Genomic DNA, 21,693 nt, shown 5'->3' on the forward strand with positions numbered 1-21,693 from the left:
GGGGCCGCGCCGCGTGGATACAACAGAAACGGGCCCAAAACGGCAAAACGTAACATGTCTGTAATATTTGATCGAAAATCGAAGTAAGTTTGGCCCTACTCGAAAAAACTGGGTCAGGCCCGGGCGCGCGAGCGCAGATCCTCATCGATGCGCGCGGGATCCAGGATCTCCTGCAGCAGCGACCAGCCGATTCCGGTGACCCCACCGAGCCAGCCCACCTCGCTCACCGTGACGTCGAGAAAATCGGTGGCCATCGGGAGACACTGGGTATAGATCGCCTGGCGCACCCCCGCGACAAAGGCCTCGGACTGCGAGAGCTTGCCGCCCAGCACCAGCATCTGCGGGTTAAAGAAGTTCACGATGGTGGCCAGCACCTCGCCCGTGCGCCGCCCGGCATCACGCAGATAGCGGGTGGCCAGCGGGTGCGCATCGCGCGCCACACTGATCAGGTCGTTCATGCTCTCCAGCTCCACGCCCTGCTCGCGCAGCTTATCGAGGATGGCCGAGCCGCTTGCGATCACGTCGAGGCAGCCGAGGCGACCGCAGGAGCAGGGCACCGGATCGGCATCCGCGAGCGTGACATGGCTGATATCCCCGGCCACCCCGCGGAAGCCGCGATAGAGCGCGCCGGAGGCGATGATGCCACAACCGATTCCCGTGCCGGCCTTCACAAAAACCAGGTTGTCGATGTCCTGCCCGCGATGGACAAACTCGCCGAGCGCCATGATATTGGCGTCGTTATCCACGCGCGCGGGCAGCCCGGAGATTTTTTCCAGGAGTTCGCGCACGGCCACGCCGTTCCAGCCCGGCATCCGCGTGGGGGCCACGAGCTTGCCGGTGCGGGTATCCACGGGTCCGGGCAGGCCCATCGCGATACCGGTCAGCTCCAGCGTGCCCTCGCCGTGGGCGGCCACCAGCGCGCGGCTGCGCTCCACGAGCTGGGTCACCACGGCCTCGGGGCCATCGGCGAGCGAGACGGTTTCGAGGGAATCGGCGATGATTTCCCCGCGGCGGTCAAGCACCCCGAGCGAGGCGTGATGCTCGCCGAGGTCGATGCCCACCACCACGTGCCGGCTCGCCTTCAGCGCCAGCGCACGCGGCTTGCGGCCCCCCGTGGACTCCCCCTTGCCGGTCTCCTCGAGGTAGCCCGCGTCGATGAGTTCCTCCACGCGCATCGCCACGGTCGAGGCGGAGAGCCCGGAGATTCGGGCCAGCTCGGCCCGCGATCCGGCGCGTTCGGTGCGCACCAGCTGGAAGAGCGCGCCGGCACTCCAGGCCCCCTGCCCGAGCCCGGTGATGGGGGTATCGGGCAGACGGGACGCGGAAGCATTCACGGGGTTCTCCAGAAAAATGAGCGATGGTGAGGGCGGTGTTGTGCTCCGACCCTACCCCACTTAGTTCGTAATTGGAGGAAGCCCGCATACTATGACGGTGGGTGTCGCCCCGGGTGCCCGCGGCTCGTTTTAGGCAATTCCGGCATCCCGCATTGCCTGAGGCCCCGCGGGGTCCCGCACCGATATATCGCGCCGGATTCCCGGCCGGATCACGGGCGTGTCCGCGGGCCTTTCCGCCGCGGCACGGCGGAACCCGGCACGGCGGAACCCGGCGAGCGGCGCGCGCCGTTCCCGGGGCCCGGCCGGGACCATCGGCTTGCGCGCCCGGGTGCGTGTAACTCCGGGCAACACCGCGCGTTCCCGCGCAGGCGGGAGTCACCCGAGTACGTCCGGAAAACACCGGACACGGCACCTCAAAACGCTCGCCATATTGGGCGCGCTACGCGCGCCATATCCCCGAACCCACGCCGCAGCGGGGGCTCGGTACTCGGCCGCTAGGCGTGCTCCGCCTGGATGCTGCGCAGGCGCGAGAGCACCTGATCGCGCAGAACCTCGGGGGCCTGCTCGCGGCAGGCGCGCTGCACCACCTCGGTGAGCGTGCGCGCGAGATGGGCCTCGTCCTGGCACTCGGTGCAGGTCTCGAGGTGCTGACGGATATCCGCGGCGTTGGTCTTGCAGACCTCATCGCGCAGATACTCTTCCAAATTACGTTTGGCCTGTTCGCAACCGCAGTCACTCATTGGGCGCTCCTTGCCTCGGCGGGATCGGTGTTGATTCCGCGTTCAATTGCATAATCGGCGAGCAGGTCGCGTAGGAGGCGACGCCCGCGGTGCAGCCGACTCATCACGGTACCCACCGGGGTTTTCATGATGTCGGCGATTTCCTGATAGGCGAACCCCTCCACATCCGCGAAGTACACCGCGAGGCGGAAGTCTTCGGGGATGGACTGCAGGGCGTTCTTCACGGCGCTATCGGGCATCCGGTCGATGGCCTCGGCCTCGGCGGAGCGCGATGCGCGCGCGGTGGTGGACTCGGCGCCACCCAGCTGCCAGTCCTCAAGATCATCGATTGTGCCCTGATAGGGCTCACGCTGCTTCTTGCGGTACTGGTTGATATAGGTATTGGTCAGGATGCGATAGAGCCAGGCCTTGAGGTTGGTCCCCTGCCGGAACTGCCCAAACGCCGCATAGGCCTTCACGAAGGTCTCCTGCACGAGGTCCTGGGCGTCGGGCGGATTTTTGGTCATCCGCATCGCCGCTCCATAGAGCTGATCAATAAAGGGTAGCGCCTGCTCCTCAAAGAGCGCCTGCGGGTTGAGCGCGGGCGCCGAGGCGGCGGTGGCTTCTTCTTCTGACATCGGGGCTAAGTCTACGTCGAAACCGGAATCGATACCCGGATCGGGGTCGCCGAGGCCCCGCACAACGTCGTCAAACGTCGTGTCCTCAATTATCTGTATCGACACCGTTTCTCCATCTCTGTCGAAGTCCCGTTACTGTATAACCAATGCTTGAGTCACGATATTCCGCACCTGAGTTCGATATTTACGCGCGCCACCGTCCCAGCGAGGACGGCGGCGACTGGCCCGCGCCCACGGCCGAGGCCCCGATCGACGCGATTGTGCCGCTCCCCGGCTCCAAATCGCTCACCAATCGGGAGCTGATTATTGCGGCGCTGGCCGATGGCCCCACGCTGCTGCGCGCGCCGCTGCACTCGATGGACAGCGATGCCATGGTCGCCGGGCTGCGCGCACTGGGCACCCGGATCGAGGAGGTGCCCGCGGCCGGTTCCGGGGCGTTTGGACCCGATCTGCGGATCACTCCCGCGGAGGAGCTCATGGGCTCCACCACCGTGGACTGCGCCCTCGCCGGAACCGTGATGCGCTTCCTGCCTCCCGTGGCGGCGCTCGCGCTGGGCCCCACCATGATCGATGCCGATAGCGCCGCCCGCGGCCGCCCGATGGGCACGATCATCGCCTCGCTGCGCACCCTCGGCGTGGATATTAACGACGACGGCCGGGCCGCCCTGCCCTTCACGGTGCACGGCACGGGCTCCGTCCGCGGCGGCGAGGTGGCCGTGGATGCCTCGGCGTCGAGCCAGTTTGTCTCGGGCCTGCTGCTCTCGGCCGCGCGCTTTAACGAGGGCCTGGATCTGCGCCATACCGGCGAGCGCCTGCCGAGCATCCCGCATATCGATATGACCATCGATGTGCTCGCCCAGCACGGTGTCACGGTGGAGAATCCCGAGCCCGGTCACTGGATCGTGACCCCGCAGGAGATCCGGGCCGCGGATGTGGATATTGAGCCCGACCTCTCCAATGCGGCACCGTTCCTCGTGGCCGCCGTGGCCACGGGGGGCCGCGTGAGCATCCCGGGATGGCCCAGCCAGACCACGCAGGTGGGCGCGCACCTGGCCGAACTGCTTCCGCTCTTTGGCGCCGAGGTGAGCCTGGAGGATGGCGTACTCACGGTGCGCGGCACCGGAACCATCACGGGTGCCGATATCGACCTGACCATCGGCGGGGAGCTCGCGCCCCCGCTCGCGGCCCTCGCGGCCCTCGCCGAAACCCCCACCACCCTCACCGGTATCGGGCATATTCGCCATCACGAGACCGACCGCCTCGCGGCCCTGCGCACCGAGATCGAGAAGCTCGGCGGCCGGGTTGAGGAGCTTGAGGACGGCCTGCGCATCACCCCGCAGCCCCTGCACGGCGGCCAGTGGCTCAGCTATCACGACCACCGGATGGCCACCGCGGGCGCGATCATCGGCCTGCGGGTTCCGGGGGTGGAGATCGAAAACGTCGCCACCACCGCGAAGACCATGCCGCTCTTCCCCGAGATGTGGCACCGCATGCTCGCGGGCGGCGGTGCCCCCGCCGCCACGGGGTTCACCCTCGGGAGCAGCCTGTGACGTGGTGGGATGAGGTAAGCGGGGACGAGGACGAGGACTATTTTGACGAGTCCCGGATTCGTACCCGCCCCAATCCCAAGGCCAATCGCCCGCGCACCAAGACCCGTCCCAAGCATGAGGATGCCGAGGGTGGGCGCGTGCTCTCGGTGGATCGGGGCCGCTATGCGGTCATGATCGACGAGGACACCAAGCGCGAGCGCACGATCACCGCGACGCGCGCCTCCGAGCTGCGCAAACAGGCGGTGGTCACGGGCGACCGCGTGGATCTGGTGGGTGATCTCTCCGGGGACGCCGGCTCGCTCGCGCGCATCGTGCGCATTCAGCCGCGCACCACGCTGCTGCGCCGCAGCGCAGATGATACCGATGAGGTGGAGCGGATCATCGTGGCCAATGCCGACCGGATGCTGATCGTGGTGGCCGCGGCCAATCCCGAGCCGCGCGCCCGGCTCGTGGACCGCTATCTGATCGCCGCATTTGATGCGGGTGTCACCCCGATGCTGGTGATGACCAAGACCGATCTGGCCGATCCGAGCGAGTTCCTTGCCAATTTTGTGGGCCTGGATCTTCAGGTCTTCACGAGTGGCAGCGATGATATGCCGCTCGCGGAGATCCGCGAGGCCCTGGTGGGGCATGAGACGGTCTTTGTGGGCCACTCGGGTGTGGGCAAGTCCACGCTCGTAAACGCCCTTGTACCCTCCGCCCAGCGCGCCACGGGGCATGTGAACGCGGTGACCGGCCGCGGACGCCATACGTCCTCCTCCACGGTGTCGTATCGGATCACGCAGCCCGAGGGCAATGCGTGGGTCGTGGATACGCCGGGGGTGCGCTCCTTTGGCCTCGGCCATATCAACACCGAGAATATTCTGCGGGCCTTTGGGGATTTTGCGGATATCGCGGCGACCTGTCCGCGCGGGTGTACCCATCAGGAGGATGCCGGCGATTGTGCGATCATCGCGGCGGCACACTCGGGCGCGCTGGGCGATTCCGGCCTCGCCCGCCTTGACTCGCTGCAGCGCCTGCTGAAGACTTTTGCCCCGGCGAGCCAGAAGAAGGACGAATAGCCCGCGCCCCGCGCCGCCAGCCGGGGAGCAAAAGCAGGATCGCGAGCACCCCTCCGCCGGCAAATGCCGGGTAGAGGATATCCTCGCCGATGATCCCGGGGAGCCAGCCGCCCGGCACCGCCTCGGCCGCCGATGATTCCCCCGGTTCCCGCCGCGGTCCCGGGGGGTGCCGGACTCCCCCGCGGCGAGCGCTAACCCGGTGCGTGCGGCGGGGACCATTTGCAGCGGCGTCAGGACGGTGCCACACAGGACCAGGATGGCCGGGGCATCCGGCTGCTTGCGAGGAGTGTGTCGGAGGCCCAGCCCGCGGCCACGGGCGCGGGTGAGAGCAGTCCCGCCGCGGCACAGGCTGCCGGGATCGGCGTGCCAACCAGGAGGCTCACGCCCCCGACCGAAGGGGCCATCAGCAGCGGCCCCAGACATAAGCGGAGCCCAGCCGCTGGCCTGCGCGAGCCCCAATAGGATCATTGGCGGGAAAAACAGTAGCAGCGCGGGCACGATCCCCATGAGTTGCGCCGCGCGGACCGAGGCGAACAAGCCGAGGGTCACGATCCGGCGCCCCCCATAGCGTTCCGCGAGGGCACCCCGGAAGAACCGGCCCACGGCAGAGGCGATCAGGGAGCGGGCACCGAGGTGTCCCGGCGTCGGCCGATCCGGTATCCGCGAGGCCACCGGCCCCGCGGGAGAACCGCGCGGTTTCTTTTCGTGGGGTGGCGCGGGATTCTCGCTAGGCTGGGATCATGACTGAAAACGCGCGCCTCACCGTCGGCGAAACGGCCCCCGATTTTACGCTCACCGATCAGGACGGCTCGCCCGTCTCACTCTCCGATTTCCGCGGCAAGAAGGTCATCGTCTACTTCTACCCCGCGGCGATGACGCCCGGCTGCACCACCGAGGCCTGCGATTTCCGCGATAATCTCTCCTCCCTCACGGGAGAGGGCTATGTGGTCCTGGGCATTTCCAAGGACACCCCGGCCAAGCTGAAGAAGTTTCAGGAGGCCGAGCACCTCACGTTCCCGCTGCTGAGCGATCCCGAGCTCACGGTGCACCGCGCCTATGCCGCATATGGCGAAAAGAATAATTACGGCAAGATCGTGCAGGGCGTGATTCGCTCCACAATCGTGTTGGACGAAAACGGCGTGGTCACGCTGCCCTGGTATAACGTCAAGGCCACCGGCCACGTTGCCGGGCTGCGCAAGAAGCTGGGCCTCGCCGGCTAATTCGGGCAAGAGAAAGGGGGCGTCACCACGGTTGTGGTGACGCCCCCTTTTTCCATGCCGTTAGGGAATATCCTTTTCCATCTGATATCCGCCGGGCACCTCGCGGCGCAGCGCGACGGTGATGGGCTTGCTCAGCAGGATCAGGATGCCGGCGATCGTGGGGATCAGAATGAGCACGCCGATCAGCGGCTGCGCGGTCTCCCCCTGGAAGGTTCCCACGGCGATCGCGAACTGGATCAGCTGCCAGATCAGGGCCCCACCGCGCACCCAGACCTTCGCACGGAGCGAGGCAAAAAACAGGGCAACTACCCAGGCAGCTCCCAGGCCCACGAGAACGGTCAGCGCCACGGCCGAGCTCATCGAGGCGGGGCGTTGCGTCATCAGGTCAACCAGGAGCACCACCACCGCGCCGACCATAACCAGGGCCTCAACCGCGAGGATCAGGGAGAGCAGGCGCAAATAAAGTACAACTTTCCGACCGGGTATCGGACGATTTGCGACACCTTCCGATCCACCCCCGTGTGAATTCTCTCTGTCCTGGCCATAATTCATTGATGAACCCCTAGAAAACTCTTGATTTGAGGTGGCCACTATGCGAGCATATTGGAGGCCGAGTCGCCGCTCACAGGGTCGTGAGCAGATCCGCGTAAAAACTGATCGCGACCTCTGAGACTCGGAAATCACTATCCTAACCGACCTTACCCGGTTAGAAACTGTAAACAAAAAAGGAGCAAAATAATGGATTGGCGCGATAAAGCTGCCTGCCTGACCGCAGACCCGGAACTCTTCTTTCCGGTCGGCAACACCGGCCCTGCCGTCGATCAGATCGAGAAGGCTAAGGCCGTCTGTGGTCGCTGTAATGTGACCGAGGTCTGTCTTCAGTACGCACTCGAGACCGGTCAGGACTCCGGCGTCTGGGGTGGCCTCTCGGAAGACGAGCGTCGCGCCCTGAAGCGTCGCGCAGCCCGCGCCCGCCGCGCCTCCTAACCCGCACCACCGCTCCAGCACCCTCCCCTCCGGGAGCGCGTCACGCCGCCTGGCCTCCCCGCCACGGCATCCCCCATCCGCGCCTTCCGTCACCGAGGTTTTAACCGTCGGTCCCGCCTTTCCCCCGCTCGTTTATGAGCGAAGGCGGGACCGACGGTTTTTTGCGCGCAAAATCCGGCCTCAAATCCTTTCCGGGGCTGTCGCCCGCGCCCGTTTACGGGTAGTGTTTCAGTCCTGAACGCAATTACGCGTTTTAGACAACATATTGCGGTGGGTCGCTCCACCGTCACGATCAAGGACGCTTCAATGACGACAGACTCCCCCACCCCTCCGGCCACGATGCGCGCGAGCGTGCTCCTGCCCGATCGCTCGCTGATCCTCGAGGAGCGCCCCGTCCCGGCGCTCGACCTCGATCAGGTGCTGGTGCGCGTGGGCGCCGTGGGCATCTGCGGCTCCGATGTGCACTATTACCACGAGGGGCGAATCGGCGATTTTATCGTGGACGCCCCGATGATCCTGGGCCATGAGGCCGGGGGCGTGATCGCCGCCGTGGGCTCGGCCGTGGACCCCGCGCGCATCGGCAGCCGGGTCTCGATCGAGCCCCAGCGCCCGGGCGCAACCTCGCGCGAGACGCTTGAGGGAAACTATAACCTCGACCCGGAGATGGAGTTTTATGCGACCCCGCCGATCGACGGCGCGTTTGCCGAGTTTGCGGTGATTCAGTCCCATTTCGCCCACGATATCCCCGAGCAGGTCAGCGATGAGGCGGCCGCCCTGATGGAGCCGCTCTCGGTGGGAATCGCCGCGGCGCGCAAGGCCCAGATCACCGCTGGTTCGCGCGTGCTGATCGCCGGTGCCGGACCCATCGGGGTGATCATCGCCCAGGTCGCGCGTGCCTATGGTGCGCTGGAGATCATCATCAGTGACCTGAGCGAGGCCCGCCGCGAGCAGGCCCTCAAATTTGGCGCTACCCGGGCGCTGGACCCGCGCACCGAGGACGTCACGACCCTCGCGGTGGACGCCTTCATCGATGCCTCCGGCGCGGCCCCGGCCATCACCGCGGGGCTGCGCGCCGTGCGCCCGGCGGGCCGCGTGGTGCTGGTGGGCATGGGTGCCCCGGAGATCTCGCTGCCGGTCTCGGTGATCCAGAATAACGAACTCATTGTCACCGGCATCTTCCGCTATACCAATACCTGGCCCCTCGCGATCGCACTGGTGGCGGCGGGCCGTGTGGACCTGGACGGCCTGGTCACCGGGCGCTTTGGGCTGGAGGAGGTTGAGGAGGCGCTGGGCGTCAGCACGCGGGAATCCTCGCTGAAGACCATGGTGTACCCCGGGCGCTAGCCCGCTCGTGGACCGGGAGGGGTGGCGGCGCTAGCCGTCCTCCTCGCCGGCCCGGCCCAGCCCGCGCAGGGCACCCCGGGTGGCGGTGATCCCCGCCACGAGGGTCAGCACCACGGCCGAGCCCGCATATCCCGCCCGGCCGAGACCCGAGGCCACCAGGAGCCCGGCGGTCACCGGGGCCTCGCCGCCGCCTTTCCCAGCACCAGCGGACGCCTCCGCGTGCGTCAAGGAAATTTTCCGCACCGGGAGGAGACACTCAGCACCGCCCGGCGGGGATGCCCAATGGCGCCCCACCCGGGCGGAGCAATCCCGCGAGCGGGGTTAGAGGGCGCGGGTCGAGGCGCGCTCGATCAGCGTGGTGGCCAGCTCCATCCGGTGCGAACCCATCAGGCCGTCCTGGGCCTGGCGCAGCACCAGGCGCAGCGCGGTCTCACCCATATTGCGCAGGGGCTGGGCCACGGTGGTCAGCGGCGGGAGGGTGCGGGTGCCCAGCGCGGTGCCGTCAAAGCCGACCACGCTGATATCACGCGGGATGACCATGCCGCGGCGCGCGGCCTCCTCAAATACCCCCACGGCGATGCTATCGGCCGAGGCGAAGATTGCGGTGGGGGGCTCGGGCAGATCCATCAGCTGGGCCATCCCGCGCACCCCGGCCTCCTGCTCAAACGTGCCCGGCAGAATATACTCGGGCCGCACCGGGATGTCATGCGCACGCAGCGAGGCGAGATAGCCATGCAGGCGGGCCACGTGGCACTCGGCGGCCTCGGGCCCACCCAGATAGGCGATCCGGGTATGCCCGAGCCCGATCAGATGGTCAGCGGCCTCGCGTCCGCCCGCCCAATTGGTGGCCCCCACGCTGACAAAACCATCGTCGATGGGGCTCAGCGGGTCGATCACAACCACGGGAATACAGCGATCGCGGAAGGAACGCAGCGCGGCGCTATTCATATGCGAGGTGATCAGGACCAGCCCGGTGCGCCCGGCATCGGCGAGCCCCTGGGCCCATTCCTCGGGATCGCGTCCGGCCGCGCTCTCCTGGGAGACCACCACCTCCACGCCCGCCTGGGCGCCGTATTCCACCACGCCGCGCAGCACCTCCAACGCATAATCGCTGGAGAGTTTTTCGCAGACAAAATTGACCAGTTTTCCCGTGCTCGGCGCAACCCTGCGCCGGCCCGGGGCCTCGTATCCCACGCGGTCCAGAACGAGTTGAACGCGGCGCCGGGTGTCCTGGGCCACATCATCGCGGCCGTTCAGAACCTTGGATACCGTCGCGGTGGACACGTTGGCCTGGGCGGCCACGAAGGCGAGGGTCGCGCGTTTTTCCGTCATCACAGTCCTCGGCTTAAAGTTCGAAATAGTTTCAGTGGTGTCCCAGTGTAGCGGCCATTCCGCGAATTTTGACGGATGCCAACATCTTTTGGCGCAACCGCGCCGAAATGGCGCTTGACGCGGATGCAATCCCGGGGATAGGGTACCCGTAATCTTCCTAAACACTTGCGAAATAGTTTCGACGCAGGTGTCCGGGAAGGCCCCCTTCACCCCCGGGTAAATCCGCCGCGGCCCACCGCCGCACGGGTCCCCGGTGAATCACGTTTCACTCATCCGCGGCAGAGCAGCCGCGGATCTAGCAATGGAGCAAATATGAAGCGACGTACCATACCCATGCTGGTGGCCGGGGCGGCCGCCCTCGCCCTCACCCTCTCCGCATGTAGCGGCGGAGACTCGGCGCCCTCGGGCTCGGCCACGATGTGGACCGTATCCGGCGGCAACGAGCCCATTATCCAGGCCTCCGTTGAGCGCTGGAATAAGGCCAACGAGACCCTGCAGATTAAGACCGATAGCTTCGCCAACGACGCCTATAAGACCAAGGTTCGCACCGCCATCGGCGCCGGCGAGGGCCCCACGTTCATCTACGGCTGGGGCGGTGGAGTGCTGCGGGATTATGTCGAGGCCGATCAGGTCGAGGACCTCTCCGATTTCCTCGCCGAAAACCCCGAGGTGGCCAACCGCTATATCCCCTCCGTGCTCGCGACCGGCCAGGTAGACGGAAAGACCTATGCGGTCCCCAATACCAATAACCAGCCCGTCATGATCTATTACAATAAGGACGTTTTCGAGAAGGCCGGCGCGACCCCGCCCAAGACCTGGGAAGAACTGATGGACCTCGTGAAGGTCTTTAACGACCAGGGCGTGGCCCCGTTTGCCCTCGGCGGTCAGTCCAAGTGGCCGAACCTGATGTGGCTCCAGTACCTCACCGACCGCATCGGCGGCCCCGAGGTCTTTAAGGCCGTCATCGACGGCAAGCCCGATGCCTGGTCCGACCCCGCAATCATCGAGGCCCTGACCAAGATCCAGGAGCTGGTGGACGCCGGCGGATTCATCACCGGCTTCTCCTCGATCGCCGCCGATAGCGGCGCCGACCGCGCCCTCCTGCACACCGGTAAGGCAGCGATGCTGATGCAGGGCGCCTGGTCCTATCAGTCGTTTGTGACCGAGGCCCCCGCCTTCATGAAGGAGGATAAGCTCGGCTTCCTGCCGTTCCCCTCCGTGGCCGGCGGTAAGGGCGACCCCACCAACGTGGTGGGTAACCCCTCCAACTTCTTCTCGGTGTCCAGCAAGGCCACCCCGGAGCAGAAGAAGACCGCGCTGGCCTATATCAAGGACGGCATGTTTGATAAGGAATATATCCAGGGTCTGATCGACTCGGGTGCCGTTCCCGTGGTAACCGGTATCGAGGACCAGCTCAAGAAGAGCCCCGACGCCGATTTCCTCACCTTCACCTATGAGCTCGCGTCCAATGCGCCGCACTTCCAGCTGTCCTGGGACCAGGCCCTCCCCTCCTCCCAGGGAGACGCCATGCTGACAAACCTCGACCAGATCTTCCTCAAGCAGATCTCGCCCGAGCAGTTTGCCACCGCCATGAACGCCACGCTCGGCAAATAGCCGACCTACCGGGAAAACACCATGACTTCAACAACACAGCCCGCCACCCGCGGGACCCGTGACACGCGCCGCAAGGTACGCGATACGGGCCCCTCGGGGTGGTTCGCGGCACCGGCGCTGATCTTCTTCACCGTCTTTGCCATCGTCCCGCTCGTGGGCGTACTCGCCCTGAGCTTTGCCAACTGGAACGGAATCGGCGCCATCACCTGGGCCGGTATGGGGAACTGGCTCAACGTCCTCACCGATCCGGTCACCGGAAATGCCCTCGTGGTAACGCTCAAAATCATGGTGTTCTCCTACGTCGTGCAGGCCCCGATCAGTATCCTTCTTGGCGCGTTTGTGGCCGGGAAGCAGCGCTATCGGGCCCTGCTCGCCGTGCTCTATTTTGTCCCGCTACTGCTCAGCTCGGCCGCCGTGGCCATCGCGTTTAAGGCCCTCCTGGACCCCAATTTTGGTCTCGGCGCCGGGCTGGGCATTCCGCTCCTCGCCCAGGACTGGCTGGGTAACCCCGACCTCGTTCTTTTTGTGGTCATCTTTGTGATCGCCTGGCAGTTTGTCCCGTTCCATACCCTCATCTATCAGGGTGCCGTGCGACAGATCCCCGCGAGCATGTATGAGGCCGCGCGCCTGGACGGCGCCGGCACCGTGGCCCAGTTCTTCCACATCACGCTGCCGCAGCTGAAATATACGATCATCACGTCCTCGACGCTGATGGTCGTGGGATCACTCACCTATTTTGACCTGATCTTTGTGCTCACCGGCGGTGGCCCGGGCTATAGCACCCGTCTGCTGCCGCTGCAGATGTATCTGACCGGCTTTAAAGCCAATGACATGGGTGCCGCCAGCGCACTCGGCGTGATTCTTGTGGTGATCGGGCTTGCGCTCGCACTCATGCTGCAGCGCCTCGGCGGCAAGGACCGCGCCGCGAACCAGACCGAGGGAGCATAATGACCAGCCAGGCAACCGCGCGCTCGCGCAAGAGGGCCACCGAGGGTCACGCCGATACCTCCCGCGCCGTGGGCCGCCCCAATATTCTGGGCGGGCTCGGCGGCTGGATATGGCTCGCGATCATCATCATCCCCATCTACTATGTGGTAATCACCAGCCTCAAGCCGCAGGCCGATTATTTCTCCACCAACCCGATGCTGCCGCCCACGCAGCCCACGCTGGACAACTATCTGCTGGTCCTGGAAAACGATTTTTTCCGGTATCTGATTAATAGCGCGATCGTGACCGTGGGCTCGGTATTCCCGATCCTGCTGGTGTCCTTCATGGCCTCCTATGCGCTGGTGCGCGGAAAGAGCCGCTTCATCACGGGCACCAATACGCTGTTCCTGCTGGGGCTCGCGATTCCCGTGCAGGCCACGATCGTGCCGATCTATTTCATGATCTCCAAGGCGGGTCTCTATGACACCCTGCCCGCGCTGATCCTGCCCTCGATCGCGTTTGCCATCCCGCTGTCGATCATCATCCTGAATACCTTCATGCGCAATGTGCCGCAGGAGCTTTTTGAATCGATGCGCCTCGACGGCTGCTCCAATTGGCAGATGCTGTGGCGCCTCGCGCTGCCGCTGACCAAGCCCGCACTGGTCACGGTGGGTATCTATCAGGGCCTGCAGGTATGGAACGGCTTCCTGTTCCCGCTGGTGCTGACCCAGAGCCCCGCCTCGCGCGTCCTGCCGCTCTCGCTGTGGTCGTTCCAGGGCGAGTTCACCGTGAATATTCCCGCCATCCTCGCGAGCGTGGTGCTCTCCAGCATCCCACTGCTGATCCTGTACCTGGTGGGTCGCCGCCAGCTGCTCAGCGGCCTCACCGCCGGCTTCGGAAAATAGAAAGGACCCCGCATGTCCGCTTCCCCCACACTGCGCGTTGGCATGATCGGCCACGCCTTCATGGGTGCCATGCACTCCCACGCCTGGCGCACCGCACCGCGCTTTTTTGACCTCCCGCTCACCCCCGAGCTGGCCGTGATTGCCGGCCGCGATCCGCAGAGCACCGCGGCGGCCGCGGCCAAATACGGCTGGGCCGAGTCCAGCACTAATTGGCGCGAGCTGATCGAGAGGGACGATATCGATCTGATCGATATCTGCACCCCGGGAGATACCCACCGCGAGATCGCCCTCGCCGCGCTGCGCGCCGGCAAGCACGTCCTGTGCGAAAAGCCGCTGGCAAATTCCGTGGCCGAGGCCGAGGAGATGACCGCCGCCGCCGAGGAGGCGCAGGCCCGCGGCGTGTACTCGATGTGTGGCTTCAGCTATCGGCGCACCCCCGCGCTGACCCTCGCCAAGCAGCTGGTGGACGAGGGCCGTATCGGCACCATCCGCCAGGTGCGGGCGCAGTATCTGCAGGACTGGCTCAGCGATGAGAACGCACCGATGACGTGGCGACTGGATAAAACCAAGTCCGGTTCCGGATCGCTCGGCGATATCGGCGCCCATATCATCGACGCCGCCCAGTTTGTCACCGGCAGCGATATCGCCGGGGTCTCCGCCCTACTCGAGACCTTTGTGACCCGCCGCCCGCTGGCCGGGGCCAAGGTGGGCCTCGGCGGCAGCGGCGACCTCGCAGGCGAATATGCCGATGTCACCGTGGACGATGCCGCGCTCTTCACCGCGCGCTTTGAGAATAACGCCGTGGGAATCTTCGAGGCCACGCGCTTTGCGCTGGGCCGCAAAAACGCCATCCGGCTGGAGATCAACGGCACCCTCGGTTCCCTCGCCTTTGATTTTGAGGATATGAACGTGCTGGAGTTTTTTGACGCCACACTGCCCGCCCACGTGCAGGGCTTCCAGCGCATCCTCGTGACCGAGCCGGAACACCCCTATACCGCGAACTGGTGGCCCGCGGGCCACGGCCTCGGCTATGAGCACGGATTCACCCATCAGGTGGTGGACCTCGTGCGCGCAATCGGCTCGGAGACGGCCCCCACGCCCTCGTTCCGCGATGCACTCGGCGTGCAGCGGGTGCTGCAGGCAGTGGAAACCAGCGCCGCCGCGAATAGCGCATTCACCGCCCTCTAAAAACTCTCATTCCGTATAAAAAGAAAGTTGTTGCTATGACCTCGGTCACCAAATCCGCGCTGGTTGTGCGCGGCGGCTGGGACGGACATCAGCCCGTCGAAGCCACCGATCTATTCATCCCGTTCCTGGAGGAAAACGGCTATAGCGTGCGGGTGGAGGAGTCCACCGCCGTCTATGCCGATGCCGACTATATGGCGGGCGTGGACCTGATCCTGCAGTGCAACACCATGACCACGATCGAAAAGGCCGAGTTTGAGGGCCTGCGGGCGGCCGTGGAGGCCGGTACCGGCCTGGGCGGCTGGCACGGGGGAATCGCCGATTCCTACCGCAATAACTCCGATTACCTGCACCTGATCGGTGGCCAGTTTGCGTGCCACCCCGGGAAGTCCCCCGAGGAGCTCACGGGCGAGCAGGCGGATAACTATATGCCGCATACGATCAATATCCTGCCCGAGGCGAGTGAGCACCCGATCGTGGCCGGCCTCTCGGATTTTGATCTTATCAGCGAGCAGTACTGGGTACTGACCGATGACTATATCGACGTGCTGGCGACCACCACGCAGGCCGTGCGTCCCTGGGATGCCTGGAACCGCCCGGTGACCTCCCCCGCGATCTGGACGCGTTCCTGGGGCAAGGGACGCATCTTCGTCTCGACCCCGGGGCACCGCGTGGAGATCCTCGAGGACCCCAATGTGCGCACGATCATCGAGCGTGGCCTGCTGTGGGCGAGCCGCTGATGGGCGCGCCGCTGCGCGTGGGTATGGTGGGCGCGGGAGCCATCGCCCAGCAGTATCTGAACACGTTCCCGCACCTGGATCACGTCACGCTTGTGGCCGTGGCCGACCTGGATCACGAACGGGCCGAGACCGTGGCCCGCTCGGTGGATGAGACCATCCCCGGCGTGCGCGCACTCGGCGTGGACGAGCTGATCGCCGATCCCGATGTGGACATCGTGCTGAACCTTACGATTCCGCGCGCCCACGCCCCGATCGCCCTGCAGGCGATTGCCGCGGGCAAGCACGTCTATGGCGAAAAGCCGCTCACGGCCACCGTGGCCGAGGGCGTTGAGGTGCTCGCCGCGGCGCAGGCCGCGGGGGTGCGCGTGGGATGCGCCCCGGATACCGTGCTGGGTACCGGTGTGCAGACCGCCCGCCGGGCGGTGGATGACGGCCTGATCGGTCGCCCGATCTCCGCCTCGGCCACGATGGTCACCCCCGGCCACGAACGCTGGCACCCCAACCCGGACTTTTATTATGTGCCCGGCGGCGGCCCGCTGCTGGACATGGGCCCGTATTATGTCACCGCCCTGGTGACCCTGCTGGGTCCCGTGGTCTCGGTGATCGGCGCGGCCAGCCATACCCGCAGCGAGCGCGAGATCAAAACCGGTCCGCGCGCGGGCGAGAAGATTCCGGTGACCACAGATTCCCATGTCACGGGCATCCTCACCCACGCCTCGGGTGCGCTCTCGACGCTGTTTATGAGCTTCGATGCGGCCGCGACCCGCTCCTCAAATATCGAGGTGCACGGGGAAAATGCCTCGCTCATCGTGCCCGATCCCAACCATTTTGCGGGGGATGTCTCGATCCGCGAGATCGGTGCCGAGGACTGGAGTGTGCTGCCGGTCTCGGCCGGTTATGTGGACGCCTCGCGCGGGGTGGGCCTCGAGGATCTCGCGGTGGCCGCGGCCGAGAACCGCCCGCACCGGGCCGGTGCCGAGCTGGCCCTACACGCCCTGGAAATCATGGAATCGGTGCTTCTCTCGGCCCAGTCAGGTACGGGCGTGAGCATCGCCTCCACGGTCGAGCGCCCGGAGGCCGTGGACCTGAATACCTCGGTATCCCCGGCCCCGGTGGCCTCCGCCTAGCATCACCTCCCCCGCCGCCCCGGCGGGCCCGGCCGCTCCTTCGGCCGGGCCCACCGGGGCGGTTTTTTGGATTTTCCCTCCCGCCTGCCCGCGGATTGACCCCCGCGCGGGCCCCAATTTTGCCCCCTCTGCGGGGGCCAACTCGCGCGCGGACCGCCATCGGATTCGCCCCGGATACGCGGCGATTCATCCCAATCTGCGCCATCAAAATATCCACCAAAATTACGCGCTCATCTGGCCCTTCCCCCCACCCCCGCGCCGCGCACAACCGGCCACCCGGGCGCCGTTGCGACATACGCAACGGGCCATCCGCGGGGTGCCATCCGTGGTTGACACGGGGAACCCGCGTGGGTTAGATTCACCTCACTGTTTACTGTTTACCGTAAACACGAGAGGAATCAATGATGCAACCTCTGCTCCCGCAGCGGCCCGTAGGACTCGGCAACCAGATCGCCGATGTGCTCCGCCGACAGATCGTCACCCAGGAACGCGCCGCCGGCTCGCTGCTGGTTGAGGAAAAACTCGCGGCCGATTTTTCGGTCAGCCGCGGCCCCATCCGCGATGCCATCCGCATCCTCACCCAGGAGGGCCTCGTGACCACCGCCGGGCGCAGCGCCAGCGTCGTGGGCCTGCACGCCGGGGATATCGACGAGCTATTCACGCTGCGCACCTCGCTGGAGCAGCTGGCCATGAAAACCGCGCTGCGCGATAACGCGGCCGGGCTCGCCGCGGCCCTCGAACAGGCCCTCGCCGCGATGACCGCCGCGGTGACCGCCGGGGACCCCGACGCGTTCACCCGCGCCGACCTCCAGTTCCACAGCGCCTCCTTCGCCGCGAGTGGCCACCGCCGCCTCGGCGATGTCTGGTCGCAATATCAGCCCACGATCGAAAACCTCCTGCTGGTGGCCAACCTCGACCACGTGGACCTGGCCCCCTCCCTGCAGAGCCACCTCGAGCTGCGCGACCTGATCGCCGCGGGCTCCCCCGACCTGGTGTGTTCCGAGATCGAGACCCACCTCAATAACTCTCGCGTGCGCGTGCGCCGCGAGTACGCCGACTAACCGGCACGCTTTTCCCCCACGGGCACCGTCCCACAGCACCACCCCTAGCACACCGACGTGAAAGGTATTTCCCTCATGAAGATCATGAAGCCCCTGTCCCTCGTGGCCATCGCCGCGCTCGCCCTGACCGCAAGCGGCTGCGCCAACCGCGGCGGCGAGACCACCTCCTCCGAGGACTTCCCCGCCAAAACCATCACGATGATCGTTCCCTATCAGGCCGGAGGCGCCTCCGATCTCTCGGCCCGCACCCTGGCCAAGGAGATGGAGGAAACCCTCGGTCAGTCCATCGTGGTCGAGAACCGCACCGGCGGCGCCGGCTCGGTGGGCCTCACCTATCTCTCGGCACGCCCCGCCGACGGATATACCATCGGCTATCTGCCGGTGGAGACCGTGATGCTCGGCCACCAGGGTTATGACCTGGACCCCGCCGCATTTGATGTGCTGGGCCAGATTGTGTCGGTCCCGGCCACGATCGCCGTGCGCGCCGATAGCCCGTATCAGTCCCTGCAGGACCTGCTGGACGCGGCCAAGGCAAACCCGGGCGGCGTGACCGTATCCAACTCCGGCGCCGGATCGATCTGGCAGGCAGCCACCACCGCCCTGAACGAGGCCGCGGGTGTGGAACTTAAGCCCGTTCCCTTCGACGGTGGAGCCCCCGCCGTGACCGCCGCCGTGGGTGGACAGGTGGATGCCGTGGCCGCCGGAATCTCCGAGACCAGCGTGGCCGCAGCCGATGGCCGCCTGCGCGTACTTGCGATCCTTGATGCCAGCACCAGCGAGGCCCTGCCCGGCGTGAAGACCGCCCAGGACCTCGGCACCGACGTGGTCATCGGCGGCTGGGGAGCCATCGGCGCCCCCGCCGGACTGCCCGAGGACGTCAAGAAGAAGCTCGTGGAGGCGGTTAAGAGCGCGGCCCAGTCCGAGGCCTTCACCGCCGTGATCGATAAGTCCGGAAACCTCCCGGTATATACCGCTCCCGCCGAGTTCCTGACCTTCTACAACGCCGAGGCCTCGCGCTTCGCTACCCTCTTCGCCGAGAAGTAGAAATAACCCCCGTTCATGACCTCCCCCATTGTCACCGAACGGGCCCCCGAGGCCGGCGCACAGGAATCCCTGCTGCGCCGGCTCATCGGTCCCGTGGCCGGCATCCTCGCCGGTCTTGCCCTCCTCGCGCTGACCCTCACGGTGGCCGAGCCGAAGATCCCCACCGGGCTCAGCCCGCGCTGGTGGCCCCAGATGCTGGGCATCCTGCTCACGCTGCTGAGCATCGGGGTGACCATTAAAGAAGTGGTGGCCCCCGGTGCCCCCGATTCCGATATCGAGGAGCCCACCCGCCTCGGAGTGATCCGGGTTATCTCCTTCCTCGCCACCATCGCCGTCTACGGCGTGCTGTGGTACTTCATCGCCTTCCCCATCGCCACGTTTATTCTCTTCGCCGCGATGGTCTGGGTCCTCGGCGAGCGCGGCTGGAAGGCCCTGCTGCTCTTCCCCGCCGTGGCCACGGGCGTACTCTATGTCCTGTTTGGTCTTCTCCTGAAGGTGCCACTATGAATGCCGTTGCCGAGGGTCTGGGCCAGATCGCCGACCCCTTTGTTCTGCTCTGTATCCTGATCGGCTCTCTCGTGGGAATGCTCGTGGGAGCCTTCCCCGGGATCACCGCCACGATGTCGGTGGCGCTGGCCTCCAGCTTCACCCTTACGATGGATCCGATCCCCGGCATCGCCGTGCTGCTGACCATCTATGTTGCGGCGAATTTTGGCGATCGCATCCCCGCGATCCTCGTTAATACCCCCGGTACCCCCGCCTCGATTGCCACCACATTTGATGGTTACCCGATGGCAAAGAAGGGCCTCGCCGGGGTGGCCCTGACCACCAGTGCGTTTGCCTCGGCCATCGGCACCCTGTGCGGCCTGATCCTGCTGGTATTTGCCGCCGTCCCCCTCGCCAAGGTGGCCCTGAAATTTGGGCCCGCCGAGATGTTTGCGCTGGTGGTCTTTGGACTCACCATGATGGTGGGTGTCTCGGGTGGCAAGATCGGCAAGGGCCTGATCGCCGGAGCCCTCGGCCTGGCCCTGGCCAGCGTGGGCCGGGATCCGATCACCGGAACCGACCGTTTCACATTTGGCCAGGTGGAGCTGAGCGATGGTATCCCCTTCATCGCCGCGATCATCGGCCTCTTTGGCATCGCCGATGTTTTTGATCAGATGCTCACCCATCGCCCCGAGACCTTCACCGCGATTAAGAACTTCGGCCGCTGGTGGCCCAACCGGGCCGAGGTAAAGCAGATGGTCAAGCCCACCGCCGTGGGTGTGGGCGTGGGCAGCGTGGTGGGTATTGTGCCCGCCGCCGGCGGAGACATCGCCGGAATCATGTCCTGGGCCGCCGCCAAAAAGGCCTCCAAGACCCCGGAGGAATTTGGCAAGGGCTCGCTCGAGGGCCTCACCGCCTCCGATACCGCCTCCAATGCCACGCTGGGCCCCTCGGTCACCACCACGCTGGCGCTGGGCATCCCCGGCGATTCGGTCATGGCCGTGCTGATCGGCTCGCTGATCGTCTGGGGCATCCAGCCCGGCCCGGCGCTCTTCACCACCAGGCCCGATATGGTTTATACGATCGCGGGCATCATGGCCATCGCCACGGTCCTCACGCTCGCCCTGAGCCTGCTGCGCCTGCGCGGCGTCACCAAGCTCCTCGAGCTCAAGCCCGCGTTCCTCTGGACCGTCATCATCGTATTCTGCATGGTCGGCACCTTCGCCGTGAATAACAGCGTCTTTGATGTTGGCATCATGCTGGTCTTTGGCCTCGTGGGGCTGTTCCTGCGCCGCAATGGCTTCCCCGCCGGGCCCGTGGTCCTGGGCCTGATCCTGGGCAAGCTCGCCGAGGGAAACCTGCGCCGCTCGCTGGAAATCGGCGGCATCGAAAATATCCTCACCAGCCCCATCGCAATGAGCATCCTCATCTTCAGCGTGCTCGCCATCACCGTTCCGCCGCTCCTGGCCCGCCGCAAGGCCCGCCGACTCGCGCGCACCACCGTCTCCGTTTAACCCCGTAGAAAGAACCCTCATGATTGCCATTCCCGCAACCCCCCTCGTGATCACCGCCACCCCGTCGCTCTTCGGGGCCGATGAATCCCTGAACCTCGACCAGACCCGTGCCCACCTCACCTGGCTGCGCGAGTCCGGCGTGGACGCGCTCTTTCCCGCCGGCACCTCCGGGGAGTTCCCGAGCCTGACCGATGACGAGCGGCTGCAGATCCTGGATATCGCGCTGGAGATCTTCCCCGCCGATTCCGTATATATCCACGTGGGTGCCGCGACCGCCCGCCAGGCCGAAAACCTCGTGCGCTCCAGCGTGGCCCGCGGCGCCACCCGGATGGCCGCGATCACGCCGTTCTTCCAGCCCGCACCCGCGGATCAGGTGGTGGAATATTATGACCGCCTGGTGCGGGCCGCCGAGGGCAAGGCCCTGATCTTCGCCTATCTCTTTGAGGCACGCACAAGCACGGTATCCGATCCGAGCATCCTGGAGCGCCTCGCGGCCGTGGGCGTGGCCGGGGTGAAGCTCAGCGGGGAATCCGATGAGTCGGTGCAGCGCTATCTTGACGCCGCCCCCGAGGGCTTTGCCGTGTTCTCCGGAAACGATATCTCCTTCCGCTGGCTGATCCAGGCCGGCGGCCACGGCATCGTCTCGGGCGTCTCCTCCGCCTATCCCGAGGCATTCCGCGATCTGCGCGATGCCCTCATCGCGGGCGAGGAGGAGGCCATCGCACACCACCAGGAGCGCGTGGTCGAGGCCGTGCGCGCCGTGCGCGCGGGCAGCCTCACCCACCTCAAGGCCGGAATCGAGGCGCGCGGATTCCAGCGCAGCCCCGTGCGCTCGGCCGTGGCCCCCACCGACGATGCCGACCGCGCCGCGATCATCGCGCTTGCGCAGCGCCAGGCCGGATAGC

Annotated in this window: 22 protein-coding genes; 16 read left to right on the forward strand and 6 right to left on the reverse strand. The window is 66.0% G+C overall.

Annotation, left to right across the window (positions count from 1 at the left end; translation table 11 throughout):
• Positions 1–113 precede the first annotated feature (113 nt).
• The 3 genes from KXZ72_RS06440 to KXZ72_RS06450 all read right to left on the reverse strand — a co-directional run bounded on the left by KXZ72_RS06440 (position 114) and on the right by KXZ72_RS06450 (position 2,691).
• The gene (locus KXZ72_RS06440) at positions 114–1,334 is read right to left on the reverse strand and encodes an ROK family transcriptional regulator (RefSeq protein WP_226083101.1); all 1,221 of its coding nucleotides are present in this window, start codon (positions 1,332–1,334) and stop codon (positions 114–116) included.
• 494 nt (positions 1,335–1,828) lie between these two features.
• On the reverse strand, positions 1,829–2,074 hold the full coding sequence (locus KXZ72_RS06445) for a zf-HC2 domain-containing protein (protein ID WP_226083103.1): 246 nt from the start codon (positions 2,072–2,074) through the stop codon (positions 1,829–1,831).
• Complete coding sequence (locus tag KXZ72_RS06450) at positions 2,071–2,691, reverse strand: sigma-70 family RNA polymerase sigma factor (protein WP_226083105.1); 621 nt, start codon at positions 2,689–2,691, stop codon at positions 2,071–2,073. The genes KXZ72_RS06445 and KXZ72_RS06450 overlap by 4 nt, the downstream gene beginning before the upstream one ends.
• A gap of 146 nt (positions 2,692–2,837) precedes the next feature.
• On the opposite strand from KXZ72_RS06450, the gene aroA reads away from it, so the two are divergent.
• The 3 genes from aroA (at position 2,838) to bcp (ending at position 6,522) form a co-directional block, all read left to right on the forward strand.
• A complete protein-coding gene (aroA, locus tag KXZ72_RS06455) occupies positions 2,838–4,241 on the forward strand; it encodes a 3-phosphoshikimate 1-carboxyvinyltransferase (RefSeq protein ID WP_226083111.1) in 1,404 nt (467 codons plus the stop codon).
• Positions 4,238–5,302, forward strand: coding sequence for a ribosome small subunit-dependent GTPase A (rsgA, locus tag KXZ72_RS06460; protein WP_226083113.1), 1,065 nt, complete (start codon positions 4,238–4,240; stop codon positions 5,300–5,302). The genes aroA and rsgA overlap by 4 nt, the downstream gene beginning before the upstream one ends.
• 740 nt (positions 5,303–6,042) lie before the next feature.
• Complete coding sequence (bcp, locus tag KXZ72_RS06465) at positions 6,043–6,522, forward strand: thioredoxin-dependent thiol peroxidase (protein ID WP_226083114.1); 480 nt, start codon at positions 6,043–6,045, stop codon at positions 6,520–6,522.
• A 60-nt stretch (positions 6,523–6,582) separates the two neighbouring features.
• Here the strand turns inward: bcp and KXZ72_RS06470 are convergent, their stop codons facing one another.
• Entirely contained in the window at positions 6,583–6,981 is a 399-nt protein-coding gene (locus tag KXZ72_RS06470) for a hypothetical protein (protein WP_226083115.1), read from the reverse strand.
• Positions 6,982–7,260: 279 nt separating this feature from the next.
• Here KXZ72_RS06470 and KXZ72_RS06475 point away from each other — a divergent pair, with 279 nt between their 5' ends.
• Together KXZ72_RS06475 and KXZ72_RS06480 are read left to right on the forward strand one after the other, a co-directional pair.
• Positions 7,261–7,509, forward strand: coding sequence for a WhiB family transcriptional regulator (locus KXZ72_RS06475; RefSeq protein ID WP_226083117.1), 249 nt, complete (start codon positions 7,261–7,263; stop codon positions 7,507–7,509).
• A gap of 306 nt (positions 7,510–7,815) precedes the next feature.
• Entirely contained in the window at positions 7,816–8,853 is a 1,038-nt protein-coding gene (locus KXZ72_RS06480) for an NAD(P)-dependent alcohol dehydrogenase (RefSeq protein ID WP_226083118.1), read from the forward strand.
• A 30-nt stretch (positions 8,854–8,883) separates the two neighbouring features.
• Here KXZ72_RS06480 and KXZ72_RS06485 read toward each other — a convergent pair whose 3' ends face one another.
• Both KXZ72_RS06485 and KXZ72_RS06490 read right to left on the reverse strand, forming a co-directional pair.
• Complete coding sequence (locus KXZ72_RS06485; RefSeq protein WP_226083119.1) at positions 8,884–9,027, reverse strand: hypothetical protein; 144 nt, start codon at positions 9,025–9,027, stop codon at positions 8,884–8,886.
• A 147-nt stretch (positions 9,028–9,174) separates the two neighbouring features.
• On the reverse strand, positions 9,175–10,185 hold the full coding sequence (locus KXZ72_RS06490; RefSeq protein ID WP_226083120.1) for a LacI family DNA-binding transcriptional regulator: 1,011 nt from the start codon (positions 10,183–10,185) through the stop codon (positions 9,175–9,177).
• Positions 10,186–10,497: 312 nt separating this feature from the next.
• Between KXZ72_RS06490 and KXZ72_RS06495 the strand changes: the two genes are divergently transcribed.
• The 11 genes from KXZ72_RS06495 (at position 10,498) to KXZ72_RS06545 (ending at position 21,692) form a co-directional block, all read left to right on the forward strand.
• Entirely contained in the window at positions 10,498–11,799 is a 1,302-nt protein-coding gene (locus tag KXZ72_RS06495; protein WP_226083121.1) for an extracellular solute-binding protein, read from the forward strand.
• Between the two features lie 21 nt (positions 11,800–11,820).
• Positions 11,821–12,747, forward strand: a complete 927-nt coding sequence (locus KXZ72_RS06500) for a carbohydrate ABC transporter permease (protein ID WP_226083122.1) — start codon at positions 11,821–11,823, stop codon at positions 12,745–12,747.
• A complete protein-coding gene (locus KXZ72_RS06505) occupies positions 12,747–13,631 on the forward strand; it encodes a carbohydrate ABC transporter permease (protein ID WP_226083124.1) in 885 nt (294 codons plus the stop codon). Before KXZ72_RS06500 ends, KXZ72_RS06505 begins: the two co-directional genes overlap by 1 nt.
• Positions 13,632–13,643: 12 nt before the next feature.
• Positions 13,644–14,819 (forward strand): Gfo/Idh/MocA family protein, encoded by a 1,176-nt coding sequence (locus tag KXZ72_RS06510; RefSeq protein ID WP_226083126.1) that lies wholly within the window; start codon positions 13,644–13,646, stop codon positions 14,817–14,819.
• Between the two features lie 35 nt (positions 14,820–14,854).
• Complete coding sequence (locus KXZ72_RS06515) at positions 14,855–15,556, forward strand: ThuA domain-containing protein (protein WP_226083128.1); 702 nt, start codon at positions 14,855–14,857, stop codon at positions 15,554–15,556.
• Positions 15,556–16,683 (forward strand): Gfo/Idh/MocA family protein, encoded by a 1,128-nt coding sequence (locus KXZ72_RS06520; protein WP_226083462.1) that lies wholly within the window; start codon positions 15,556–15,558, stop codon positions 16,681–16,683. The genes KXZ72_RS06515 and KXZ72_RS06520 overlap by 1 nt, the downstream gene beginning before the upstream one ends.
• A gap of 401 nt (positions 16,684–17,084) precedes the next feature.
• Positions 17,085–17,744, forward strand: a complete 660-nt coding sequence (locus tag KXZ72_RS06525) for a GntR family transcriptional regulator (protein WP_226083130.1) — start codon at positions 17,085–17,087, stop codon at positions 17,742–17,744.
• Positions 17,745–17,801: 57 nt separating this feature from the next.
• Complete coding sequence (locus tag KXZ72_RS06530; RefSeq protein WP_226083132.1) at positions 17,802–18,788, forward strand: tripartite tricarboxylate transporter substrate binding protein; 987 nt, start codon at positions 17,802–17,804, stop codon at positions 18,786–18,788.
• A gap of 15 nt (positions 18,789–18,803) precedes the next feature.
• A complete protein-coding gene (locus KXZ72_RS06535; protein ID WP_226083133.1) occupies positions 18,804–19,295 on the forward strand; it encodes a tripartite tricarboxylate transporter TctB family protein in 492 nt (163 codons plus the stop codon).
• Entirely contained in the window at positions 19,292–20,788 is a 1,497-nt protein-coding gene (locus KXZ72_RS06540) for a tripartite tricarboxylate transporter permease (protein WP_226083135.1), read from the forward strand. Before KXZ72_RS06535 ends, KXZ72_RS06540 begins: the two co-directional genes overlap by 4 nt.
• Positions 20,789–20,807: 19 nt before the next feature.
• Entirely contained in the window at positions 20,808–21,692 is an 885-nt protein-coding gene (locus KXZ72_RS06545) for a dihydrodipicolinate synthase family protein (RefSeq protein ID WP_226083137.1), read from the forward strand.
• Position 21,693: the final 1 nt, after the last annotated feature.

The organism is Mycetocola spongiae (assembly GCF_020424085.1).
Lineage (GTDB): Bacteria > Actinomycetota > Actinomycetes > Actinomycetales > Microbacteriaceae > Mycetocola > Mycetocola spongiae.

Coding starts and splice junctions, on each gene's coding strand:
- KXZ72_RS06510 (WP_226083126.1), top strand. CDS start 13,644: ATGTCCGCTTCCCCCACACTGCGCGTTGGCATGATCGGCCACGCCTTC.
- KXZ72_RS06515 (WP_226083128.1), top strand. CDS start 14,855: ATGACCTCGGTCACCAAATCCGCGCTGGTTGTGCGCGGCGGCTGGGAC.
- KXZ72_RS06525 (WP_226083130.1), top strand. CDS start 17,085: ATGATGCAACCTCTGCTCCCGCAGCGGCCCGTAGGACTCGGCAACCAG.
- KXZ72_RS06490 (WP_226083120.1), bottom strand. CDS start 10,185: ATGACGGAAAAACGCGCGACCCTCGCCTTCGTGGCCGCCCAGGCCAAC.
- aroA (WP_226083111.1), top strand. CDS start 2,838: ATGCTTGAGTCACGATATTCCGCACCTGAGTTCGATATTTACGCGCGC.
- KXZ72_RS06535 (WP_226083133.1), top strand. CDS start 18,804: ATGACCTCCCCCATTGTCACCGAACGGGCCCCCGAGGCCGGCGCACAG.
- KXZ72_RS06445 (WP_226083103.1), bottom strand. CDS start 2,074: ATGAGTGACTGCGGTTGCGAACAGGCCAAACGTAATTTGGAAGAGTAT.
- bcp (WP_226083114.1), top strand. CDS start 6,043: ATGACTGAAAACGCGCGCCTCACCGTCGGCGAAACGGCCCCCGATTTT.
- KXZ72_RS06450 (WP_226083105.1), bottom strand. CDS start 2,691: ATGTCAGAAGAAGAAGCCACCGCCGCCTCGGCGCCCGCGCTCAACCCG.
- KXZ72_RS06500 (WP_226083122.1), top strand. CDS start 11,821: ATGACTTCAACAACACAGCCCGCCACCCGCGGGACCCGTGACACGCGC.
- KXZ72_RS06475 (WP_226083117.1), top strand. CDS start 7,261: ATGGATTGGCGCGATAAAGCTGCCTGCCTGACCGCAGACCCGGAACTC.
- KXZ72_RS06545 (WP_226083137.1), top strand. CDS start 20,808: ATGATTGCCATTCCCGCAACCCCCCTCGTGATCACCGCCACCCCGTCG.
- KXZ72_RS06520 (WP_226083462.1), top strand. CDS start 15,556: ATGGGCGCGCCGCTGCGCGTGGGTATGGTGGGCGCGGGAGCCATCGCC.
- KXZ72_RS06495 (WP_226083121.1), top strand. CDS start 10,498: ATGAAGCGACGTACCATACCCATGCTGGTGGCCGGGGCGGCCGCCCTC.
- KXZ72_RS06505 (WP_226083124.1), top strand. CDS start 12,747: ATGACCAGCCAGGCAACCGCGCGCTCGCGCAAGAGGGCCACCGAGGGT.
- KXZ72_RS06480 (WP_226083118.1), top strand. CDS start 7,816: ATGACGACAGACTCCCCCACCCCTCCGGCCACGATGCGCGCGAGCGTG.
- KXZ72_RS06540 (WP_226083135.1), top strand. CDS start 19,292: ATGAATGCCGTTGCCGAGGGTCTGGGCCAGATCGCCGACCCCTTTGTT.